The organism is Micromonospora ureilytica (assembly GCF_015751765.1).
Taxonomy (GTDB): Bacteria; Actinomycetota; Actinomycetes; order Mycobacteriales; family Micromonosporaceae; genus Micromonospora; species Micromonospora ureilytica.
This window is the reverse complement of sequence record NZ_JADOTX010000001.1, coordinates 2,337,378-2,359,270: the sequence shown is the minus strand read 5'-3', so window position 1 is coordinate 2,359,270 and position 21,893 is coordinate 2,337,378. Positions and strand designations below refer to the sequence as shown.

At 72.2% G+C, this 21,893-nt stretch carries 18 protein-coding genes, 1 pseudogene and 1 riboswitch; of the genes and pseudogenes, 9 read left to right on the top strand and 10 right to left on the bottom strand.

The window, feature by feature from the left end; translation table 11 throughout:
• The first annotated feature begins 1 nt into the window (after window position 1).
• The gene (locus tag IW248_RS10450) at window positions 2–970 is read left to right on the top strand and encodes an alpha-ketoacid dehydrogenase subunit beta (RefSeq protein ID WP_196926799.1); all 969 of its coding nucleotides are present in this window, start codon (window positions 2–4) and stop codon (window positions 968–970) included.
• Window positions 967–2,325, top strand: coding sequence for a hypothetical protein (locus IW248_RS10445; RefSeq protein WP_196926798.1), 1,359 nt, complete (start codon window positions 967–969; stop codon window positions 2,323–2,325). Before IW248_RS10450 ends, IW248_RS10445 begins: the two co-directional genes overlap by 4 nt.
• Window positions 2,326–2,359: 34 nt before the next feature.
• Here IW248_RS10445 and IW248_RS10440 read toward each other — a convergent pair whose 3' ends face one another.
• From IW248_RS10440 to IW248_RS10425, 4 genes are all read right to left on the bottom strand, one after another.
• Window positions 2,360–3,112, bottom strand: a complete 753-nt coding sequence (locus IW248_RS10440) for an SGNH/GDSL hydrolase family protein (RefSeq protein ID WP_196926797.1) — start codon at window positions 3,110–3,112, stop codon at window positions 2,360–2,362.
• Window positions 3,113–3,151: 39 nt separating this feature from the next.
• Window positions 3,152–4,090, bottom strand: a complete 939-nt coding sequence (locus IW248_RS10435) for a sialidase family protein (protein WP_196926796.1) — start codon at window positions 4,088–4,090, stop codon at window positions 3,152–3,154.
• Between the two features lie 182 nt (window positions 4,091–4,272).
• Window positions 4,273–5,496 carry an MFS transporter gene (locus IW248_RS10430; RefSeq protein WP_196926795.1) on the bottom strand — a complete coding sequence of 408 codons (1,224 nt, stop codon included), beginning with the start codon at window positions 5,494–5,496 and terminating at the stop codon, window positions 4,273–4,275.
• On the bottom strand, window positions 5,493–7,052 hold the full coding sequence (locus tag IW248_RS10425) for an AMP-binding protein (protein ID WP_196926794.1): 1,560 nt from the start codon (window positions 7,050–7,052) through the stop codon (window positions 5,493–5,495). Before IW248_RS10425 ends, IW248_RS10430 begins: the two co-directional genes overlap by 4 nt.
• 312 nt (window positions 7,053–7,364) lie before the next feature.
• Here IW248_RS10425 and IW248_RS10420 point away from each other — a divergent pair, with 312 nt between their 5' ends.
• From IW248_RS10420 to IW248_RS10400, 5 genes and pseudogenes are all read left to right on the top strand, one after another.
• On the top strand, window positions 7,365–8,642 hold the full coding sequence (locus tag IW248_RS10420) for an SGNH/GDSL hydrolase family protein (protein ID WP_196930125.1): 1,278 nt from the start codon (window positions 7,365–7,367) through the stop codon (window positions 8,640–8,642).
• A gap of 67 nt (window positions 8,643–8,709) precedes the next feature.
• The gene (locus tag IW248_RS10415; protein WP_196926793.1) at window positions 8,710–9,921 is read left to right on the top strand and encodes a cytochrome P450; all 1,212 of its coding nucleotides are present in this window, start codon (window positions 8,710–8,712) and stop codon (window positions 9,919–9,921) included.
• 7 nt (window positions 9,922–9,928) lie between these two features.
• Window positions 9,929–10,843 (top strand): annotated as a pseudogene (lipP1, locus tag IW248_RS10410) (LipP1 family hormone-sensitive lipase); the annotation flags it as partial.
• 103 nt (window positions 10,844–10,946) lie between these two features.
• The gene (locus IW248_RS10405) at window positions 10,947–12,050 is read left to right on the top strand and encodes an alpha-hydroxy acid oxidase (protein ID WP_196926791.1); all 1,104 of its coding nucleotides are present in this window, start codon (window positions 10,947–10,949) and stop codon (window positions 12,048–12,050) included.
• 88 nt (window positions 12,051–12,138) lie between these two features.
• A complete protein-coding gene (locus tag IW248_RS10400) occupies window positions 12,139–12,399 on the top strand; it encodes a hypothetical protein (RefSeq protein ID WP_091397680.1) in 261 nt (86 codons plus the stop codon).
• A 110-nt stretch (window positions 12,400–12,509) separates the two neighbouring features.
• On the opposite strand, the gene IW248_RS10395 is transcribed toward IW248_RS10400, so the two are convergent.
• A complete protein-coding gene (locus tag IW248_RS10395; protein WP_196926790.1) occupies window positions 12,510–13,946 on the bottom strand; it encodes a glycine hydroxymethyltransferase in 1,437 nt (478 codons plus the stop codon).
• Window positions 13,947–13,965: 19 nt separating this feature from the next.
• Window positions 13,966–14,055, bottom strand: a riboswitch (ZMP/ZTP riboswitch).
• Window positions 14,056–14,211: 156 nt separating this feature from the next.
• Between IW248_RS10395 and IW248_RS10390 the strand changes: the two genes are divergently transcribed.
• A complete protein-coding gene (locus tag IW248_RS10390; RefSeq protein ID WP_196926789.1) occupies window positions 14,212–15,018 on the top strand; it encodes an SDR family NAD(P)-dependent oxidoreductase in 807 nt (268 codons plus the stop codon).
• Between the two features lie 60 nt (window positions 15,019–15,078).
• Here IW248_RS10390 and IW248_RS10385 read toward each other — a convergent pair whose 3' ends face one another.
• The 4 genes from IW248_RS10385 to IW248_RS10370 all read right to left on the bottom strand — a co-directional run bounded on the left by IW248_RS10385 (window position 15,079) and on the right by IW248_RS10370 (window position 18,560).
• Complete coding sequence (locus tag IW248_RS10385; protein ID WP_196926788.1) at window positions 15,079–15,579, bottom strand: hemerythrin domain-containing protein; 501 nt, start codon at window positions 15,577–15,579, stop codon at window positions 15,079–15,081.
• A gap of 79 nt (window positions 15,580–15,658) precedes the next feature.
• Window positions 15,659–16,528 carry an NAD(P)H-hydrate dehydratase gene (locus IW248_RS10380; protein WP_124819454.1) on the bottom strand — a complete coding sequence of 290 codons (870 nt, stop codon included), beginning with the start codon at window positions 16,526–16,528 and terminating at the stop codon, window positions 15,659–15,661.
• Entirely contained in the window at window positions 16,512–17,243 is a 732-nt protein-coding gene (locus IW248_RS10375; RefSeq protein ID WP_196926787.1) for a histidine phosphatase family protein, read from the bottom strand. The genes IW248_RS10380 and IW248_RS10375 overlap by 17 nt, the downstream gene beginning before the upstream one ends.
• 45 nt (window positions 17,244–17,288) lie before the next feature.
• Window positions 17,289–18,560, bottom strand: a complete 1,272-nt coding sequence (locus tag IW248_RS10370) for a GNAT family N-acetyltransferase (protein ID WP_196926786.1) — start codon at window positions 18,558–18,560, stop codon at window positions 17,289–17,291.
• 134 nt (window positions 18,561–18,694) lie between these two features.
• On the opposite strand from IW248_RS10370, the gene IW248_RS10365 reads away from it, so the two are divergent.
• Window positions 18,695–19,666 (top strand): DNA polymerase domain-containing protein, encoded by a 972-nt coding sequence (locus tag IW248_RS10365; protein ID WP_196926785.1) that lies wholly within the window; start codon window positions 18,695–18,697, stop codon window positions 19,664–19,666.
• A gap of 22 nt (window positions 19,667–19,688) precedes the next feature.
• On the opposite strand, the gene IW248_RS10360 is transcribed toward IW248_RS10365, so the two are convergent.
• The gene (locus IW248_RS10360; RefSeq protein ID WP_196926784.1) at window positions 19,689–21,845 is read right to left on the bottom strand and encodes an acyltransferase family protein; all 2,157 of its coding nucleotides are present in this window, start codon (window positions 21,843–21,845) and stop codon (window positions 19,689–19,691) included.
• Window positions 21,846–21,893: the final 48 nt, after the last annotated feature.

The following is a 21,893-nucleotide window of genomic DNA, read 5'->3' as shown; positions in this document are numbered from 1 at the left end:
GGTGCCCCGACTGTCGTACCGCCGGGCGCTGACCCGGGCCCTCGCCGACGAGTTGGCGCGCGACGAGGCGGTGTTCCTGCTCGGCGAGGACGTCCAGGTCGGGGCGTCGCTGGTGACCACCGGGCTGGCCAAGCGGTTCGGGACCGAACGGGTCCGCGACACCCCCCTGTCGGAGCAGGCGTTCACCAGTTTCGCCACCGGGGCGGCGCTGGCCGGGCTACGGCCGGTGGTGGAGTTCCAGATTCCGTCGCTGCTGTTCCTGGTCTTCGAGCAGATCGTCAACCACGCGCACAAGTTCCCGCTGATGACCGGCGGTCAGTGCAGTGTTCCCGTCACCTACCTGGTGCCCGGCTCCGGTTCGCGCACCGGGTGGGCCGGGCAGCACTCCGACCACCCGTACAGCCTCTTCGCCCACGTCGGCGTGGTCACCGTCGTGCCGGCCACCCCGGCCGACGCGTACGGGCTGCTGGTCACCGCGATCCGCCACGACGACCCGGTGGTGGTCTTCGCCCCCGCTGGTGCGATGGACCTGCGCGACGACGTCGACGACCTGACCCCGGTGCCGCTGGGCCGGGGACGGATCCACCGCTTCGGCGACGACGTCACAGTGGTCGCGATCGGGCACCTGGTGCACGATGCGCTCGCGGTCGCCGAGGAGTTGGCCGACCAGGTCTCGGTGGAGGTGTTCGACCCGCGCACCCTGTACCCGTTCGACATCGACGGCCTCACCGAGTCGGTCACCCGCACCGGGCGAATCGTGGTGCTCGACGACGCCAACCGCTCCTGCGGGATGGCCGCCGAGATCATCGCCAGCGTGGTGGAACGGGTCCGGCTGCTCGCCCCGCCCCGCCGCGTCACCCGACCGGACGGGGCGGTGCTGCCGTTCGCCCCGGCACTGGACCGGGCCGTCCAGCCCGGACGGGACCAGCTCGCCACCGCCATCCACCTGACCATGAAGGACACGTCATGATCGACCCGAACTACGCGTGGCCGGCGGCCGACCGGGCCTGGACCGACCTGCCGGAACCGGCCCGCCGGGCCATGGTGACCAGCGGGGCGGCGGCCTGGGAGCAGGTCTTCCACGGCCGGGCCACCTACAACAAGCAGTGGCGGTTGGCCCGCCCTCCGGTCCTTACCGCCGACGCCTGGCGGGAACTGAACGAGGTCTGCGACCGGCTCGCCCAACTCATCCTCGACACCTGCCGTCGTCGGGCCGGCACCGCCGGCGAGCTGCGCCGGCTGCTCGGCGTACCGACGGGGGAGACCAGGCTGCTGGACGACGCCGAGCCGCTGACCGAGGCGCTGCTGGCCGCGTACCGGCCGGATGTGATCTTCTCTGCCGGGGTGCCCAAGTTCGTCGAGTACAACATCGACAGCAGCCTCGGCGGCGGGTTCGACGCCGACACCGTCATCCAGCGGTTCGCGCGCCTCTACCGGGAGCAGGGCATCCTCGACGACCTGCCGGTGCGGGCCGCGCCGTCCCTGCTCGACCAGAGGTTCGTGGCGATCCGCGAGGAGCTGCGGCTGCCCGAGGGCGCCCGGGTGGCGCTGCTGATGGACTTCGACGCCGACTACCCGGGCCTCGACGACCCGCAGACGTTCATCCGGATCCTCGACCCCCTCGCCGTCCGGGCCCGGGACTTCGGCATCGACCTGGTCATCGCCCCGGTGTCCACCGCCACAGTGGACGCCGACAACCGCCTCGTCGTCGACGGCGCGCCGGTCCACGCGCTGTTCCGGCTGTTCGTGCCCAACCGGGTCACCCCGACCGCCGGCCTGGACGCGGTGGCAGTGGCCCTCGCCGCCGGCACCCTACCGATGTTCGTGTCGGCGGCGGCCTGGCTGCTCGGCAACAAGACCACGTTCGGCTGGCTGTGGGAGGACGTGGACGGCCTGCCCGCCGACGACCAGGCGCTGATCCGCCGACACGTGCCGTACACGGTGCCGTTGACCGCGGCGGTGCTCGACCGGGCCATCGCCGAGCAGGCCACGCTCGTGACGAAACCGGCCGACGGTTCGGCCGGGCACGGTGTGCTGCTCGGCCCGGAGCTGAGCGCGGCGGACTGGGCCGACGGTGTGCGGGCCGCCGTCGACCAGGGCGGCGCCATCCTGCAGGAGTACCTGCCGACCGACCGGGTGTCGATGGACTTCGTCCAGATCGAGACCGGCGACACGGTCACCGCCGACGTCCCGTACTCCCTGGCCCCGTACCTGTTCGGCCGCCAAGCCTCCGGCGGCCTGGCCCGCGTCGGCTACCCCGGCTGCGACGGAATCCTCAACCTGGCCCACGGCGTCCTCCTAACCGGAATCCTCCTGCGCGACTGACCCGCCCGGGCTCTGACCCCCGTCGATCATGAAGTTATTGCGCTCCGGCGCGGCGTGTCGTGGCAATAACTTCATGATCAACGGGGCCGGAGGGGGTGGGGTCGGGGTGGGGGGAGGGGCGGTGGGGGGAGAGGGTGCGGAGGGTTTGGGCTGTTGCTATGGCGTCGCTGCGGGCGCTGCCGTGGCGGCCGTCGGTGCTGTAGAGGGTGGGGTCGGCCGTCAGCGGATGGTCGGTCAGGTGCACGTGGATTGTGCTCAGGCGTTCGGCGAGGTTTGCCGTGTGGGCGGACAGGCGGCGCATGCGTTCGCCCAGGCCGGGCCGGATGTGCTCGGGCACCGCCGGGCTGTGCGAGACGTCGAACATGCCCACGGTGATCACGTCGGCGCCCACGTCGCGCAGCGCGGTAATCATCGCGGTCAGCTCGGCGTCCACCGCCTCCGCGTCGTACGCCCTGTGGAAGGCGTCGTTGCCGCCACAGACGACAAGCGCCAGGTCCGGTGCGAAGGCCAGCGCCGGGGCGAGCTGGGTGGCCCGCACCTGGTGCGCGCGCAGCCCGCGTCGACCCAGATTCCGGTACGCCAGCTCGGGGCGCACGGCGGTCAGCTCGGCGGCGAGCCGGTCGACCCACTGCACGTCCGGGTAGCCCGGTGTCGGCTCACACATGCCCTCCACGACGCTGTCGCCGAGCGCCACGAACCGCCGCCACGGGTGCCCGTGCAGCAGTTCGGCGGCCTCCCCGGGGCGCAGACAGTACGGGTCCGTCGATTCGGTGAGCGTCGATGGCATGCGGGCACGCTAACCGACCGGCGGGCGCCCCGGCCAGGCTCAGACGGTCAGCCTGACCTCGGCCAGGTAGACGTGGGTCTGTCCCTCGTGGGAGGAGTAGTAGCTGACCCACAGCAGGTCGTCGTGCCAGACCAGGCCGGGGTAGCTGGTGTCGCCGCCGGACGGCAGCGCGACCAGCTCGGACAGCTCGCCCCGGTCCGGGTCGACGACGCAGATCGCGGTGCGGACCTCGCCGTCGTGCAGGCGCACCCCGGCCAGCAGTAGCCCGTCGGGCAGCCGGAGCAGCGTCGGCCCGCCCACCTGGACACCCAGGTCGGTCCAGGTCCAGTCCCGGTACGGCGGAACGGCCCGGCCGAGCTGCGCGCTCGCGGTGGCCCCGTCCCGCCGCAGCAGGCACCGGGCGGTGCCGTCCGGGTCGAAGACCAGACCGGACTCGTTGGGGTACCCGTCCTCGAACAGCGTCGGCACCCAGGGCCGCAGGTCGATCCCGTCCGTGCTGCGGTAGAGCCGGGCGAACCTCGGCTCCCGGGTGGCGTAGCCGACGCCGTACATGGCGTCGTCGTGCCAGGCCGCCCGCCACACCCAGACGCCCGGCTCGCCCACCGGGGCCGGATCGCCCCAGGTGTGGCCGTCGGCGCAGAGCCAGGTCACCGTCTGGAACGTCTTGGTGGCCTCACCGGTGACGGCCGCCGCCAGTAGTTGCAGCCGCCCGTCGGGTCGCGCCACGAAGCGCGGGTCGCGCAGGTCGGCGCCGGCCTGCGCGATGACGGCCGCGGAGGTCCAGGACCGGCCGTCGGTCGACGTCAGCACCCGGAGCACGCCGTCGTCGCTGAGGTGGGTCCGGGCCTCCCGGAAGGCGCAGAACCAGCTCCCGGCGTACCGGACGAGGTCGGTGAACGCGCTGTGCGGCGCGCTGTCGCCGATCCGGCGCACGGCGGTGACCTCGGCGGCGCGGCGGCGGGTGGGTGACGACGGCATACGCGGCGGCCTCCAGGTGCGGTGACGACTGTCGACGCTAGCCGTCCCCGGCCGACGCCCACGCGGCCAGCAGCCGAACGTCCGACGAACAACGCGCGGGCGCTGTCGGATTGGCGTCGTGGGCGCTGCGTCGTCGGCGCGCTGGGGCGGGGAGTTGGCACCCACAGAGGAGGCTGGGCCGGTCACTGTGTGGTGACGGGGGTGGGCCGGGCCGGCGCTTCCGGGCCTGACGTCCTGACCAGCAGCGGGTACGCGGTGACCAGCAGGCACGCGGCCGCCATGGTCAGCAGGGCCGGGGTGAGCCCCAGGGCGTCCACCGACCAACCGCCGAGCAGCGCGCCGACCGGCAACCCGACGAACGCCAACGAACCGGCGATGCCGATCACCCGGGTCTGCAACTCCGGCGGCACCCGCTCGTAGAGCGCCACCCCGAGCAGCGGGTTGACCGCCGCGATGCCGATTCCGGACAGGAACGTCACCACGAGCACCACCGGCAGTTCGTCGCTGATCGCCAGCGCCACCAGCCGGGGTGTGCCGGCGATCAGCGCGCCGACCAGGAACGTCAGCCGCCGGGGCAGCCGAGGCCCGAGCGCGGTGAACACCAGGTTGCCCAGCAGCGCGCCCGCCGAGAATGCGGCCAGCACGAGGCCGAGACCGCTCGGGCCGGGCAGCTCCCGGGCGACCCAGACCGGGATGTAGACGGCCACGCTGGCGTTGGCCACCATGTTCAGCGCCGAGATGACGGCGAGCATGCCGAGCAGCGGCCGGTCCCGGCCCAGGTAGCTGAAGCCACCCCGCAGGGCGCGCAGGTAACTTTCCGGCTGGGCGGGTCGCGTCGGGACGGCCGGAGGGCGGACCAGAACGCCGATGAGCAGCGCGCAGACCCCGAAGCTGGCCGCGTCGATGAGGATCGCCTCGGTCACCCCGAAGACGGCGATCAGCAGGCCGCCCACTGCGGCGCCGAACAGGGTCACCACCCGGCTGAGCCCGTCGTACGCGGAGGTCAGCCGGATCAGTGGCACCCCGGCGGCCTCCGCGACCGGGCGGAACATCACGTGCTTCACCCGGTCCCCGATGCCCCGCAGCGCGCCGGCCACCGCGACGAGCGCCACCAGCGGGACGAAGCCCAACCACGGGGTCAGCGCCACGACGACCATCACCACCGCGCTGCCCCCGTCGCAGAGGATCGAGGTACGGCGCAGGCCGATCCGGTCCGCCCAGGGTGTGCCCAACGCGCTGGACAGCAGGTACGGCAGGGTCTCGGCGAACGCGACAAGGCCCATCTTGGTGGGGCTGCCGGTGGTGACCAGCACCAACCACGGAATGGTCACCACCGAGATGCGGGTGCCCAGGTTGGAGATCAGGTCCGCGCTGACCAGGACGACCAGTTGTCGGCGGGCGGTCACGCCCCGACCGCCGCCGCCCGGCGGGCCGCGTACCGCTCGCGCAGCGCCCGCTTGTCCACCTTCATCGACCGGTTCACCGGCAACCGGTCGAGGAACTCCACAGCGGCCGGTGCCCACATCTCGTTGAGGTCGACGGTCACCAGGTCGATCAGCTCCGCCCCGGTGACCGTCGCGCCCGGCCCGAGCACCACGTACGCGTACGGGACCTCACCGGCCGTCTCGTCCGGCACGCCGATCACGGCGGCGGCCCGTACCCGCGGGTGCCCGGCCAGCACGTCCTCGATGGGGCGGCAGAAGATCGGCCAGCTCCGTCGTTGCGTGAGGATCGCGTCGTCTGCCCGGTCGACCAGGTAGAGGTAGCCGTCGTCGTCGAGGTGTCCGATGTCGCGGGTCCGCACCCAGCCGTCCACGAGCGTCTGCGCGGTCAGCTCCGGCTGGCCGTGGTAGCCGGCGAAGCTCAGCCGGGTGTGCACCCACACCACGCCGTCGCGGCCGGTCGGCAGCACGGTGCCGTCGTCGCCGCGGATCTCGATGCGGACGTCGCCGTAGGGCCGCCCGCAGGAGCCCAACCGCTCCGGGTGCTCCGGATCGTCGGTCAACCCGGGCAGCGCGGTGATCACGACCGCCTCGCTGAGGCCGTACACGATGCGCAGCACCGGGCCGAACCGCGCGATGGCCTGGCGCAGCCGGGCGGGCGCGGCGGGCCCGGCGCCCACGTTGAACATGAACATGGCGGAGAAGTCCGCCCCGACCAGCGCCGGGTGGTCCAACACCTCGTAGAGCATCGGCGGGGTGACGAAGGTCGAGTTGATCCGTTCCCGCTGCACGGTGTCCACGAAGGCCACCGGGTCCCAGTCGTCGCGCAGGAACAGCACCCCACCGGTGAACAGGTTGAACAATGTGGTGATCTGCCCGCTGGCCAGCCACATCGGCGAGTGCGACAGGTGCCGCAGCAGGGGGAACCCGGCGGCGCGGAAGTCGGCGGCCAGGGCGAGGATCTGGGCGTAGAAACTCTCCCGGTGGTGCACCAGCTTGGGGCTTCCGGTGGTGCCGCTGGTCTGCAGGAACGACTCGGGTGCCGGCACTGACACCGGCAGCTCCGCCACGTCGGTGTCGGCGGTGAGGTCGGGGCCGGCGCCACCCGCGCCCAGACAGCACACCGGCGTGCCGGGCAGCGCGGCAGCCAGCTCCGGGCCCAGACCGGCCCGGTCCCGGGCGTCGTAGACCAGCGCGTCCGGGCGGGCCAACCGGATGAACTCGTCGACCTCCCGGCGCGCGGTCACCGGGGCGACCCACATCGTCCGGCAGCCGAGCAGGTGCAGGGCGAGTTGCAGCAGCGGCCCCTCCACCGCGTTCGCGACGGTCACCAGCACCGCCGACCCGGGCCGTACGCCGTGCCGGGTCAACGTCGCGGCCATCGCCCGAACCCGCGCGGCGGCCTCGGTGTAGGTGAGTCGCTGATCGGCGCCGACCAACGCCTCCCGGTCGCCGAACTCGGCGAACAGGTCCAACACCCTGTCCACGTAGGTAGTGGTGTGCCCGGGTCCGTCAGTCATCCGGCAGCCCCCATCCGAGAAAGCGGCGGTCCCGGGCAGCTCCCGGTGACGACGCGACGGTGGCGCGCTTGGGCGACCGCACCGCCGCCGCCTGGAAGCCTAGGCCGGAAACGGCTGGTCGGAACCGTGCCGACGGGCGATCCGAGCGGCCCGCCGGACATTTGATCGCGTCGATCAGGTTGATTGACGCCCGTCAGCGGCGGCGGCTAGGTTTCTGGACCATCGTCCAGACGGGCGCCGTCAGCGGACGGCCCTGGGCTGCCACACGATGGAGGTTCCATGGCAACGGCAACCCCGAAGAGATGGCATGTCATCGCCGCCGCGGCCGCGCTGTTGGTCGCCGGCGCGCCCGCCGTCGTCGCCAGCGCCGGTCCGTCCGGCACCGCCGCCGGCCGACCCGACCGCGCCGAGTGGGCGGGCAGCTGGGCCACCGCGGTCACCCGGGGCAACTCGGTCGGGTTGACCAACACCGGTCTCAACGACCAGAGCGTCCGGATGATCGTGCATGTCTCGGTGGGCGGCCCGGCGCTGCGGGTACGCCTGAGCAACCTCTACGGCGAGCAGGCGGTGGCTGTCGGTCGCGCCACCGTCGCCCGGCCGAACACCGCGACCCCCGACGACCTTTCCGACATCGACGCGGCGTCGGTGCGCCCGCTGACCTTCACCGGCACCACCACGGCGACGATGAACCGGGGCGCGGAACTGCTCAGCGACCCGTTGGCCTTCCCGGTCGCGGACGACAGTGACCTGGTGGTCACAGTGCACTTCCCGACGCCGACCGGCCCGACCACGTTCCACGGCCAGTCGCAGCAGGCCAACTTCATCGGCGCGGGGGACCTGACCGGGGCGGCCGAGGGCACCGGGTTCACCACCCGCCCCACCTGCTGCTGGTTCTTCCTCTCCGGCGTCGACGTGCAACGCAAGGGCAGCCCCGGCGCGCTGGTCGTGCTCAGCGACTCCATCGGCGACGGCAACGGCAGCACCGTCAACGCCAACCGGCGCTGGCCCGACCTGCTCTCCGACCGGTTGCTCGCCGACCGGCCGGACAAGCGCACCCCGGGCGTGCTCAACCTGAGCCTGGCCGGCAACCGGCTCAACCACGAGGGCACCGAGCCGGGCGACGGCAGCTACCCCGGCTACTACCAGCTCGGCCCGAACGCGGCGGCCCGTCTCAACGAGGACGTCTTCGGGCAGACCGGGGTGCGTACCGTCGTCACCCACCTGGGCATCAACGACATCTGGATGTCGAACGACGCACCCGAGGCGATCATCGGCACCCTGCGGCAGATCAACCAGCAGCTCCAGCAGCGCGGGCTGACCAGCCTGGTGGCCACGCTGACACCGTACGAGGGGCACGGGGCGCCGGGCGTGTGGACGCCGCAGAAGGAGGCCACCCGCCAGGCGGTGAACGCGTACCTGCGCGGCAGTCGGGAGTTCGACGGGCTGCTCGACTTCGACCGGGTGCTGCGCGACCCGGCCCGGCCGAGCCAACTGCTGCCCGCGTACGACTCGGGAGACCACATCCACCCGAACGACGCCGGCAACCAGGCACTGGCCAACGCCGTGCCGCTGCGGCTGCTCGACCTGTGACAACGGTCGGGGACGGCGGGTGATCCCCGTCGTCCCCGGCCACCGACATCCTGGGGAGGAGTTGGCCGTGGACGTGGAGGAGATACTCACCGGCCTGTACAGCGATCAGGGCAGACAGGATCCGTACCCGTGGTACGCCGCGCTGCACCGGCTCGGCCCGATCAGCGCGGTGCCGGCGCGCGCCGAGCACCCTACGGTGGCCGCCGTCGCGGTCGGCTACGACCTCGTCGACGAGTTGCTGCGTGATCCGGAGTGGACGAAACAGCCGCCGCCGGGCTGGGAGGAGCAGGAGATCCTGCGTACCTTCCAAACCTCGATGATGTTCGTCAACCCGCCCGACCACACCCGGATGCGGCACGTCTTCTCCCGCACCTTCACGCCGCGCCGGCTCGGCGCTCTGGAACCGGTGATCCTGCGGGTGGTCGACGAGCTGTTGGACCGGATGGCGGACGCCGGGGAGGGCGTTGTCGACTTCGTGGCCGACTTCGCGTACCCGATCCCGGCCCTGGTGATGGCCGAGTTCATCGGTATCCCGGCCGCCGACCTGCCGTGGTACCGCGAGCGGGTGGAGTGGATCGACGAGTTCCTGGACGTGGCGGGGAAGACCCCGCAGCGGCTGGCCGCGGCCAACGCCGCCGCGCGGGAGTTGCGGGTCTTCTACCGGGAGCTGCTTGAACACCGCCGTCGAGTGCCCGGGAACGACCTGCTCAGCGGGTTGGTCGAGGCGCTGGACTCCGGGGAGGTGGAGCTGACCGAGGAGGAGCTGGTCAGCAACCTGATCGTGCTGTTCAACGCCAGCTTCGTCACCACCGTCTACATGCTCAGCAATGGGCTGCCGTTGCTGTTGGCGCACCCGGAGACGGTCGCGGCGCTGCCCACCGACGCCACGCTGGCGCAGGGCTGCGTCGACGAGGTGCTGCGGTTGGCGAGCCCGGTGCACTTCCTGGCGCGCGCCGCGCCGGCCGACACCGTGCTGCACGGCGCGCCGGTCGCGAAGGACGACAATGTGCTGATCATGATCGGGGCGGCCAACCGGGACCCGGCCCGCTTCCCGGCCCCGGACACCTTCGACCCGACCCGTCCCGGCCCTCCGTCACTGGCCTTCGGGGTGGGTCTGCACTTCTGCCTCGGCGCGGCGGTGTCGCGGTTGGAGGGTCGCCTCGCGCTGCCCCGGCTGTTCGCCCGGTTCCCGGCGCTGACGGTCACCGAGACGCCGACGTACAGCGGCAGCCTGTTCCTGCGCGGAATCGACAAGTTACTGGTGAGCACCTGTGGATAGGAGCGACATGGCCCTGCATCCGGAGGTGGCGGCGTACCGTGCGGCCCGTGCCGCGGCCGGCACCCCGCCGCTGTACGCGCAGACCCTTTCCGAGGCGCGCGCCGCGGACCTGGCCGCGATCCGCGCCGGCGGCGGCGCGGTCGAGCCGGTGACCGAGGTACGCGACGAGCGGATCCCCGGCCCCGCCGGGGAACTACCGCTGCGGGTGTACCGGCCGGCCGGTTCGGGTCCACTGCCCACCCTGCTCTACTTCTTCGGCGGCGGGTGGACGCTCGGCAGCATCGACACCGCCGACGGCATCTGCCGACGCCTGGCCAACGCCGTCCCCTGTCAGGTGATCACCGTCGGCTACCGGCTCGCCCCGGAGCACCCCTTCCCGGCGGCGGTGCACGACTGCCACGCCGCCGCCTCCTGGGTCGCCCGGCACGCCGACCGGCTGGGCGTGGACCCGACCCGACTGGCGGTGGGAGGGGACAGCGCCGGCGGGAACCTGGCCGCCGCGGTCACCCTGCTCAGCCGGACGGACGGGCCCCCACTCGCCGCGCAACTGCTGGTCTATCCGAACACCGACCAGAGCGGCGAACCGGCCGGCGACGACGACCCGGCGCTGTTCAACCGCCGTTCGATCGTCTGGTACCGGACGCACTACCTGGCCGACCCGGCCCATGCCCGGGACCCGCTGGCCTCCCCGTTGCTCGCCGACGACCTGTCCGGGTTGCCGCCGGCGCTGGTGATCACCGCCGAACTGGACCCCCTCCACACCGAGGGGCAGCGGTACGCCGAGCGGCTGCGCGACGCCGGTGTGTCCACCCGGCTGGAGCACTACCCGGGCATGATCCACGGGTTCTTCGCCATGCCGGGGACCTTCACCGACGGGCGGCGGGCGCAGGGGAGCGCGGCGGCGTTCCTCCGCGATCGCTTCGGGCTGGCGGCCGGTCCGGGCGAGGCTGCCGAAGCCGACGGTCCGGGCGGGGTGGAGGAGTTGGCCGGCCCGGCCGAGCCGGTGGCCACGCCGGGTCCGGGCGATGGGTGAGCGGGTGCTGACCGACCTGCCGGCCGTGTCGCTCGCCGACTACGCCGAGCAAGCCCGGGCCCTGCTGCCGCCGGACGTGTGGGACTACCTGGCCGGCGGCAGCGCGTCCGAGGTGACCCTCGCCGCGAACCGACACGCACTGGACCGGGTCGCGGTGCTGCCCCGGGTGCTGCGCGGCGTGGACACTGTCGACCTCGGCACCCGGCTGCTCGGCCGTCGGTACGCCATGCCGGTCGGGGTGGCGCCGATGGCGTACCAGCGACTGGTGCACCCGGACGGAGAGCTGGGTCTGGCGGCGGCGGCCGGCGCGGCCGGGATTCCGTACCTGGCGAGCACTCTGGGCAGCACACCCATCGAACAGGTCACCGGGGTGGGCGCGGACGTCTGGTTCCAGCTCTACTGGCTGCGCGACCGGGCCCTCGTCCGCGACCTGCTGGACCGGGTCGTCGCGGCCGGGTGCCGGGCGCTGGTGGTCACCGTGGACGTCCCGGTGCTCGGCCGACGTCCTCGGGACCTGCGCAACGCGTTCCGGCTGCCGGCCGAGGTGGTCGCCGCGAACCTCCCCGACGGTCGCGACGCGCTGGCACACTCCGGTGCCCCCGGGGTGTCCGCGATCGCCGCGCACACCGCCGCGTCGTTCGCGCCGGCGCTGCGCTGGGCGGACCTGGCGTGGCTGCGCGAGCAGGTCGACCTGCCGCTGGTGGTCAAGGGGCTGCTGGACCCGCGCGACGCGACCGAGGCGGTACGGGTCGGCGCGGACGCGGTGGTCGTCTCCAACCACGGCGGGCGGCAACTGGACGGCTCACCGGCGAGCGTCACCATGCTGCCGGAGGTCGTCGCCGCGGTCGGGGACGGTTGCCAGGTGCTGCTGGACAGCGGCATCCGGGGCGGCACCGACGTGCTGCGGGCGCTCGCGTTGGGCGCGGCCGGGGTGCTGGTCGGCCGACCGCTGCTCTGGGCGCTGGCCGTCGGTGGCGAACCGGCCGCCCGGGACGCGTTGGCGCTGCTCGCCGCCGAGCTGACCGATGCGCTCACCCTGGCCGGCTGCTCAGACACGGTGGCGGCCGGCGAGCTGCGTACCCTCGGGGTGGGGTGAGCGGTGCACCGGGCGGGTTGACACAGCGCGTTCATCGGATGGCAATGCGCGACGACCCGCGTGCCGCCGTCCTGGGTGGACGGTCATAATAAGCCGCATGGTTGCCTGGGAGTACGCCCTGCTCGTCCGTCGCTATCAGGGACAGGGCCGCAATTTTCACGTCTCGTTCGTCTGGTACGCGCCGGACGGGTCACGTAAGGACATCACGGCCTATGGCGACACCGCCATCGCGCACCTCAACCGCGCCGGTCGGGAGGGGTGGGAGCTGGTCTCCGCCGCCGAGGACGTCAACAACGTCCAGGGCAGCACCGAAGTCCACCGCTACCACCTGAAGCGCCCCATGGCCTGACGGTCGCCCCTGCACCCTCCCGCGTCGATCATGGAGTTGTGGTGGTGGACGCAAGTCGCGCACCAGCCCGGGTCGGGCACCACAACTCCAAGATCGACGGGAGCGGCGGCTCAGGTCAGGTCGATGCCGGGGTAGAGGGGGTACGTGGCCAGCAGGTCGGTGGCGTGGCGGGCTACCTTGTCGGCCAGGCCGGCGTCCAGGTTGTACTTCGCCTTCGACGGGGTGCCGTCGGCGTTGGCGCCGGCGGTGGTCTGGGTCAGCACGGTGTGGATCAGCTCGGCGGTCTGGTCCATCTCGGCGGCGCCGAGGCCCCGGGTGGTCAGCGCCGGGGTGCCGATCCGGATGCCGGACGTGTACCAGGCCCCGTTCGGGTCCTGCGGGACCGAGTTGCGGTTGGTGACGATGCCCGAGTCGAGGAGGGCCTGCTCGGCCTGCCGGCCGGTGAGCTCGTACCCGGACACGTCGATGAGCACCAGGTGGTTGTCGGTGCCACCGGTGACCAACGTGGCGCCCCGGCTCAGCAGCCCCTCGGCGAGCGCCTGCGCGTTGTCGACGATCCGCTGGGCGTAGTCGGCGAAGTCGGGCCGGCGGGCCTCGGCGAGCGCGACCGCCTTGGCGGCCATCACGTGCGGCAGCGGCCCACCGAGCACCATCGGGCAGCCCCGGTCCACCTGGTCGGCCAGCTCGGGCTGGCAGAGCACCATGCCGCCGCGCGGGCCGCGCAACGACTTGTGCGTGGTGGTCGTGACGATGTGCGCGTGCGGCACCGGGTCGAAGTCGCCGGTGAACACCTTGCCGGCCACCAGGCCGGCGAAGTGCGCCATGTCGACCATGAAGGTGGCGCCGACCGAGTCGGCGATCTCCCGCAGGATCCGGAAGTTCACCTTCCGGGGGTACGCCGAGTAGCCGCCCACCAGGATCAGCGGCTTGAACTCGCGGGCGGCCTCGGCCACCCGGTCGTAGTCGATCAGGCCGGTCGCCGGGTCGGTGCCGTAGCTGCGCTGGTCGAACATCTTGCCGGAGATGTTCGGCCGGAAGCCGTGGGTGAGGTGGCCACCGGCGTCCAGTGACATGCCGAGCATCCGCTGGTTGCCCAGCTCGCGGCGCAGGGCGAACCAGTCGGCCTCGGTGAGGTCGTTGACCTGACGGACCTGGGCCTTCTTCAGGGCGGGGGACTCCACCCGGTCGGCCAGGACCGCCCAGAACGCGACCAGGTTGGCGTCGATGCCCGAGTGCGGCTGCACGTACGCGTGCGGGGCGCCGAACAGCTCCCGAGCGTGCTCGGCGGCGAGCGCCTCGACGGTGTCGACGTTCTGGCAGCCGGCGTAGAAGCGGCGGCCGACGGTGCCCTCGGCGTACTTGTCGCTGAACCAGTTGCCCATGGCCAGCAGGGTCGCCGGGGAGGCGTAGTTCTCGCTGGCGATCAACTTGAGCGACTCGCGTTGGTCGGTCAGCTCGGCGCCGATGGCGTCGGCCACCCGCGGCTCGACAGCCCTGATCACCTCAAGGGCACTACGGAATGCGGTGGACTCGGCGTTGCGCGACATGCGACCTCCAACAGACGTGCGGGAAGGCCCAGGCGCTCGGCAAACGTCCACGTGACGAGGCCGCTCCCCGATGGTTGTCCATCCCCACGCGCCAGTAACGGCCTGCGCTGATCCTACCGGGCCGGGTCTGGCCGTTCGGGCCGCCCTCCGGGAGTCGACCCGCCGACGGGATTGCGCGGTCCGTCGCGGGGCACTCGGTAGGTGACCACCGCACCGCCGCGGTGCGGCCAGGGTCCGAACGGTTCGCACAGAAGGAGTCAAGATCATGAACACACCCACCTCCGACCGGCCCCTCGCCCTGGTGACCGGGGCCTCCAGCGGGATCGGGTACGAGCTGGCGGCGCAGTTCGTCGAGCACGGCTTCGACCTGGTCATCGCCGCCGAGGACGACGGCATCGAACTGGCGGCACAGAAGCTGCGCCGTGACGGCGGCCCGCAGGTCTGGTCGGTCCGCGTCGACCTGGCCCGCGAGCAGGGCGTGACGGAGCTGGTGGCCGCCGTCACCGCGACCGGCCGGCCGCTGGACGCGCTGGCGCTCAACGCCGGTCGGGGCGCCGGTGGCGCCTTCGTCGGCGGCACCGACCTCGCCGACGAGCTGGAGATCGTCGACCTCAACGTGCGCTCGACGGTGCACCTGGCGAAGCGGCTGCTGCCCGGGATGGTCGAGCGGGGCGCGGGCCGGGTCCTCTTCACCTCGTCGATCGCCTCCACCATGCCGGGGCCGTTCCAGGCGGTCTACAACGCGTCGAAGTCGTTCGTGCAGTCCTTCGCCGAGGCGCTGCGCAACGAGTTGAAGGACACCGGCGTCACGGTGACCGCGCTGATGCCCGGCCCGACCGACACGGAGTTCTTCGACCGGGCCGACATGGAGGACACCCGGGTGGGCTCGGGCCGGAAGGACGACCCGGCGAAGGTCGCCGCGCAGGGCTTCGAGGCGATGATGAAGGGTGACCAGACGGTCACCGCGGGCTCGCTGATGAACAAGATGCAGACCGCCGCCGGCAAGATCATTCCGGACAAGCTCAAGTCCGAGCAGCACCGCCGGATGGCCGAGCCGGGATCGGGGAACTGACCCGTGGTGCACGACGAAGGGCCCGGCATGATGCCGGGCCCTTCGGTGTGAGCGGGTGCCTCAGGCCGTCACCGCATCGAGCGCCTTCTTGATCGCCTTCGGCGCGGTGGGGGTACGCGGCGCGTCCGCGCGCAGCGCGATCATCTTCTCGCCGATCTCCTGCAGCTGCTTGCGGCCCAGCGCGTCGCGGACCTTGGGGAACCACTCCTCCTCTTCCTCCTCGACGTGGTGGGTGACGTTCTCGATCAACACTGTCGTCTTGGCGTTGAACCGCTCGTCGTCGGCGTCCATACTGGCCAGCTCGGCGCAGAGCACATCGGCGACGTGGTGTTCCTCGTACGACTCGAGGATGTCGTCCTCCAGGTCGGGCAGCAGCCGGCGGACCTCCGGGTACATCACCTCGTTCTCCAGATAGGTGTGCACTGTCAGTGCCTCCAGGATCTGGTCCACCAGCTTCTGCCGCTGGCTCGCCGGCCCCTCCTCGGCGTCCTGGAAGGCCTTGAACAGGCGGCGCATTTCCTTGTGGTCCTCTTTGAGCAGGACGATGGCATCGGTCGACACCGGTGTGACCTCCCTGAAAAGTCTCGGCTGGTGGAGTTCCGGTACCCCCACGCCCATTGCGGAAACAGGTGAAAACGTCTCAGACCATGGCCAGTGTGCGGGGGATCTCGTCGAGCAGTTCCCGAGCCAGAAAGCCGATCCGGCCGTAGCGGGGGATCAGCCGCTGGCCACTTACCGAGTGGGCGAACGAGCCCCAGCAGGCCGCCTGCGCCGGGTCGGCACCCCGGGACAGCAGCCCGGCCAACAACCCGGCGAGCACGTCCCCGCTGCCCGAGGTGCCCAGCCCGGCGTCGCCGCTCTCCTCCCGCCAACCCCGCCCGTCCGGGGCAGCCACGTGCCCGTACAGCGACACGACCGCCTCGTACCGGGCGGCCAACTCGGCCGCCTCGGCGTCCAGGTCGTCGCCCGGGTCCCGCCCGAGCAGGTGCCCGGCCTCGGTGACGTTGGGGGTGAGCACCACGGGCCGACCCGAGCCGACCAGCAGGTCCGGTGCGTGGCTGAGCGCACCGAGGGCGTACGCGTCGAGCACCAGCGACGTATCCGGACGGGCCGCCTCCAGGACCAGGCCCAACAGGCGGTTGGTCTCGTCGATCGCCTTCAGGCCGGGGCCGAGGGTCACCACGTCGGCCTGCGCGACCAGCTCGCCGAGCTGGCCGTCCCGGTCGGCGGCCACCGCGCCGTCGGCGGTCTCCGGCAGGCCGACCACGAGCGCCTCGGGCACCTGGATGCTCAGGGCGGCGGCGGTGGACTCGGCGGCGGCGAGTTGGAGCACCCCGGCGCCGGCGCGCAACGCGGCCACCCCGGCGAGCAGCACCGCGCCCGGCGTGAAGCGGGAGCCGCCGACCACCAGCACGGTGCCCCGGCTCTCCTTCCCGCCGACCGGCACCGGCAGCGCCCAGTCCCGCAGCAGCCCCGGCGTGATCACCTTCACCTCAGACCGGCTCGGCATGGATCTCGTCCTCCCTGGTGGGCTGGGCGCCCTGCTGACGCAGGTGCTCGACATCGTTGAAGGCGGTGAGCCTCAGTCGTTCCTCGCCGTCCGCCGACCACTCGGTGATCGAACAGTTGGCGATCACGTCCTGCCGGGTGAGCGCCATCAGCTCGTCCTCGGTCAACCCCTCCACCAGATAGCGAAGCAGGAAGACCAGCGCGTCGTGTCCGAAGAGCAGCACCCGGCAACCCTCGTGGTCGCGGCGCAGGTCGCCCAGCAGCGTCCGCAGCCGCAACGCCACGTCCGTCCAGGACTCCCCGCCTGGCGGCCGGTAGTAGAACTTGCCCAACCGCTCCCGACGGTCGGCCTCGTCCGGGTGCCGCCGCCGCACCCCGTGCCCGGTCAGCCCGTCGAGAATGCCCAGCTCCCGGTCGCGCAGCCGCTCGTCGCGGTGGACGGGAATGTCGGTGCCGGCCAGGGCCAGCCGAGAGGTCTGCACCGCGCGCAGGTACGGCGACACCACCGCCACATCCGGGCGCTTCGCATCCGGCAGGTCGGCCAGCCACCGGCCGGTCGCCCGAGCCTGATCCTCGCCGGTCGCGGAGAGCGGCACGTCGGCGTCGCGGTGGGTGAGGTCGATCAGCTCCGCGCCCGACGCCTCGGCCCGCGTCGCCGCGACGTTCGCGGTGCTCTCGCCGTGCCGGACGATCCAGAGGGTTGCCAGTTCCGCCATGCCGCCCCCCTACCCGGCACGAGCGTCCGGTAATCGGACCGCTGCCTAGCGGCGGCTCTGCCAGGGACGCGGCCCCGCCTGGGGTGTGGACTCGTCGCGCCGACGGAAGAGGTAGGTGAAGGACTGGGCGGCCAGGGCCAGGAGTACCGCTCCCGTCCAGGCCCAGGGGACCGTCGGAGCGGAGTGGCGTACCGCGAGGACGCCCAGCACCGGCGTGGCGGCGACGAAGACGGACAGGGCGGTCGTGCTGACGGTTTGTCGAAAGCGCGCCGAGATGGCGAAGGTCGACCGGTCGTAGACGAGCAGGGCGGCGCCGAAGAGGGCCGCGGCCGCCAGGGCCACGCCCACCGAGGAGGTGATCTTCGCGAAGGTGACCGGTAGGGCGATGAGGAAGGGGAAGACACCGCCGAACTCCGACAGCACGTTGCCCCACTTTGTGTACCGGCCAAAGCTGTTGGTTCGCAGTCGGGCCAGCTCACCGGAGGTGTTGGCATAGATGATCAGCGACGCGGTGGTGGCCAGGGCCGAGCACATCAGCAGCACCCGTACCCCATCGGGATAGGCCGGGGAGGCGAACGACAGGCCGAGCACGAACGCGATCGAGGCCAGGATGCCGCTGGCGAAGGTGATCCCGGCGGCGCTCTCGTCGGACTGCAGGGCCGCGAAGTCTTCCTTCTCGAACCGGGACAGCTCCAGGGCCGGCCCGGCGGGCAGGTTCACCAGTCCCGTGATGACGTTCTGCTCGCCGGCCAGCAGGGTGGCGATCTGCGCCGACGCGGCAACCGGGATCAGATAGCGCTCGTCGGCGTCGACGTACTCCACCCGTGACTTGTGCTGGCAGTAGTAGCGGTCGCGTCCCGGGCCGAAGTAGCCCGACACGATGGTGCGCACGACGAACCCGCGGGACAGCAGCAACCCGAGCATGGCCAGGTTCTCCGGGCTGGTCACCGTGGAGATGGTCGGGTGGGGCTGCGCCCCCACCGCCCGTGCCCGGGCCACGAAGTCGTCGAGCAGTGCCGCACCCACACCGGTGCGCCGCTGATCCGGGTGCACCCCGAGCCCACTCAGATAGAGGTGATGGGCGCTCGGCAACTCGTACTGGAGGAAGCCGACGATCTCCGTGCCGGCGCGGACCACCCGGACGTGCCCGGCCGTGACGCCGTTCTCGATCTCGTTCGGCGCCGCTGGCTCGTACGCCGGGTCGCCGGGCGGGAAACAGAGCGCGTCGAGGGCGAGCAGGGCGGGGATGTCCTCGGTCGACGCGTCGTCGATCCGGACGGTGGGTGCCCCGCCCGATCCGGTCTTCTGCTGGCGCACGACGCCATCCTGCCCGACCGGGTCAAGAGGTGGAATCGACGCCAGTCGGTGCCTGGCGGTGCCGTCGGGTTCGGGACAGCGCTGATCGTGGTCGGTGCCCCGCTGATCACCCGACCGCCGCGTACCCTCGGGGCGTGGCCACGGCGGCGGAGGAGATCCAGGTGGGGGAGCGGCTGGTCCGCGTCTCCAGCCCCGACAAGCCGTACTTTCCGGAGCGAGGGCTGACCAAGCTGGACGTGGTCCGCTACTTCCTGGCGGTGGGTGACGGCATCCTGCGCGCGCTGCGGGATCGGCCGACCATGCTGGAACGCTGGCCCCGGGGCGTGTTCGAGGGCGCGACGATCGCCACCCGGCAGACCAACCGAGGCGACGCGTTCTACCAGAAGCGGCTGCCGGCGGGAGCGCCCGAGTGGGTGCGGACCGCGCACATCACCTTCCCCAGTGGCCGCACCGCCGACGAGGTCGCGCCGAGCGAGCTGGCCGTGGTCATCTGGGCCGCCAACCTGGGCACCCTGCGGTTCCACCCGTGGCCGGTCACCGCCGCCGACGTGGAACGCCCCGACCAGCTGCGCATCGACCTGGACCCGATGCCCGGCGTCGGCTTCGAGCAGGTGGTGCCGGTGGCGCACGAGGTGCGGGCGTTCCTCGCCGAGCTGGGCATGACCGGCTACCCGAAGACCACCGGCGGTCGGGGCCTGCACGTCTACCTGTCGATCGAGCCGCGGTGGAGCTTCGGTGACTGCCGTCGGGCGGTGCTCGCGCTGGGCCGGGAGATGCAGCGCCGGCTGCCGGACCTGGTCACCACCACCTGGTGGCGTGAGCAGCGGGACCGGCCGGTCTTCGTCGACTACAACCAGATGGCCCGGGACCACACGGTGACCTCGGCGTACTCGATCCGGCCCACGCCGGCCGCGCTGGTCTCCGCACCCCTGGACTGGTCGGAGCTGGACCAGGTCCGCCCGGAGGACTTCGACGTGCTCAGCATGCCGGCCCGGTTCGCCGAGCGCGGCGACCCGCACGCCGGCCTGGACGGTGACCGGCACTCGCTGGAGCCCCTGCTGCAACTGGCCGACCGCGACGGCCTGGAGGCCCCGCCCGAGCGGTGAGCCTTCCGGCCGACCGTGGAGGTCACAGCGCGGCGATCACGGGCTTGAGCACGGTGCCCAGCGGCCCTGCGAGAGTCGACGAGTAGGTGGCGCTCAGGTGGTGCGCGTCGCGCCAGACGAGGACGCCTCCGATGACGGGGGCACAGCGGTCCGCGGGGCAGATCCAGTCGTTCAGGTCGACCAGACGGACGCCGACGAGTCCGTCGAGCGCCTCCTCCTGAGCGGGACCGCCCCCACGGCCGAGGGCCTCGTCTCGGGGATTGGCGCACGTCGTCAGGCGTTTCGGGTTCTTGGACACACACTCGGCGATGTCGTTGAGGTGCAGCGGCGTGTCCCGCAGCACCACCACCGGAATCTTCTCCGCGACCATGCCGCTCCACGTCTTCCTCATCTCGCGGGCCATCGCGGACCGCCCCGGCTCGCCTCTGACCGGGTACTCGGCGTTGGTGACGATCACGAGATCGGGGCGGTTCCCGCCGAGCAGTCCCTCCCGCACCTTCCGGTTCCACTCCGTGCAGGAGGTGTAGGGCCGGTCATTCTGGAGGATCTCGGCCGTCAGGAACGGGCAGCCGCCCTTGGTGTAGGTCTCGAGGCGCCAGCCGTTCGTCTCCGCGGCGCGCCGCATGGCGGGTACCCAGTGGTCGGCGTGGGAGTCGCCGACGAGCGCGATCCTGGTCGGCGCGTCCTCCTTGCCGTAGACGCACACCTCCGGGGTCGAGGATTCCAGCGACACGTGGCAACTCTTCGGCGGCTGCAACAGCGGCGCGTCCCGAGCCGCCGCCGCGGGGTTGGGGATGATCGAGTCGACCCGGTCGACGGGTACCCCGGCGCGGCTGGTGCGGGGCGAGGAGCCGAGAGCCACGGCGCCGGGCGCGGGCGGCGGCGCCGCCTGCGTGCTGGCACCGGGGACCTGGCCCATGATGACCGTCGAGGCAGGAGCCGGGCCGTCCGTCGAGGGGATGGCCAGCTGGAACGCCAGACCGGCCAGCGCGGCGGCGCCGGTGCACACGGCGCCGACGCGCAGGGCGACGGATGGCTGGTGGGTGAGGGTCGGTGACCGGCGCACCGGATTCTCGACGAGGTGGTATGTCAGCGCGGCGGGGATCGTCGAGACGGCGACGACCGCGAGCGCGGCACCGACGCCGAGTTCCCCGAACTGCGCCCGCGCGGCGATCAGCACCGGCCAGTGCCACAGGTAGAGGGAGTAGGAGATCCCACCGACGTAGCGCAGTGGTTGTCGGCCCAGCAGCAGCGCAGGTCCGGCGCGGCCGGCCGCCGGGCCGAACGCGATCACGGCGGCGGTGCCGAGGGTGGGGCCGAGCGCGGCGTACCCGGGGAAGCCGGCCGTCGAGCCGATCAGCGCGGCCGACGCGCCGACGGCGAGCAGCCCGGCCCAGGCCAGCGGCACGGCCACCACACGCGGAGACCGGCCCAGCCGGGCCGCCGTGACGGCGACGGCACCGCCGAGAGCCAACTCCCACATCCGGGTCGTCGTGACGTAGTACGCCGACGGGTCGGTCGGCGAGACGTACAGCGCCCAGGCGAACGAGGGGACCGCGATCAGCGTGAGCCCGAGCAGGTAGAGGCCGCGGTGACCCCGTCCGCGACGGCGGGCGAACCAGCCGAGGGTGAGCAGCAGCAGTGGCCAGACGAGGTAGAACTGCTCCTCGACGGCGAGGGACCAGAAGTGTTGGGCGATGCTCGGGGCGTTGTTGGCGGCGACGTAGTCGACGGATTGCCCGGCCATCCGCCAGTTCATGGCGTAGCAGGCGCTGGCGATGACGTCCCAGGCTGTCGTGGACCAGCGGCCGCGCGGCAGGAAGAAGTAGGTCAGCACGAGGGTGGCGACGAGCACCGTCGCGGCGGCGGGCAGGAGGCGCTTCGCCCGTCGGGCGTAGAAGGTGGTGAGCGAGAGCCGTCCCCGCTGGTCGAGCTCTTCGAGTAGCAGACCGGTGATGAGGAAGCCGGAGATCACGAAGAACACGTCCACGCCGACGAAGCCGGCGGGCAGGTGGGGGACTCCGGCGTGGCCGAGAAGCACCAGCAGCACGGCCACGGCCCGCATGCCCTCGATGTCCCCGCGGAAGGAGCGCGCGCCGGCCGGCGTCGCCGACGCGGGCGGTGGCGGCGGGGCGGCGACGGCCCTGGCCTGTGTCCACAACTCGTTTGCGATAACCACGTCGCGGAGCGTAAGGCGTATTTATCCCCGAAACAGCCACCTCGGGTG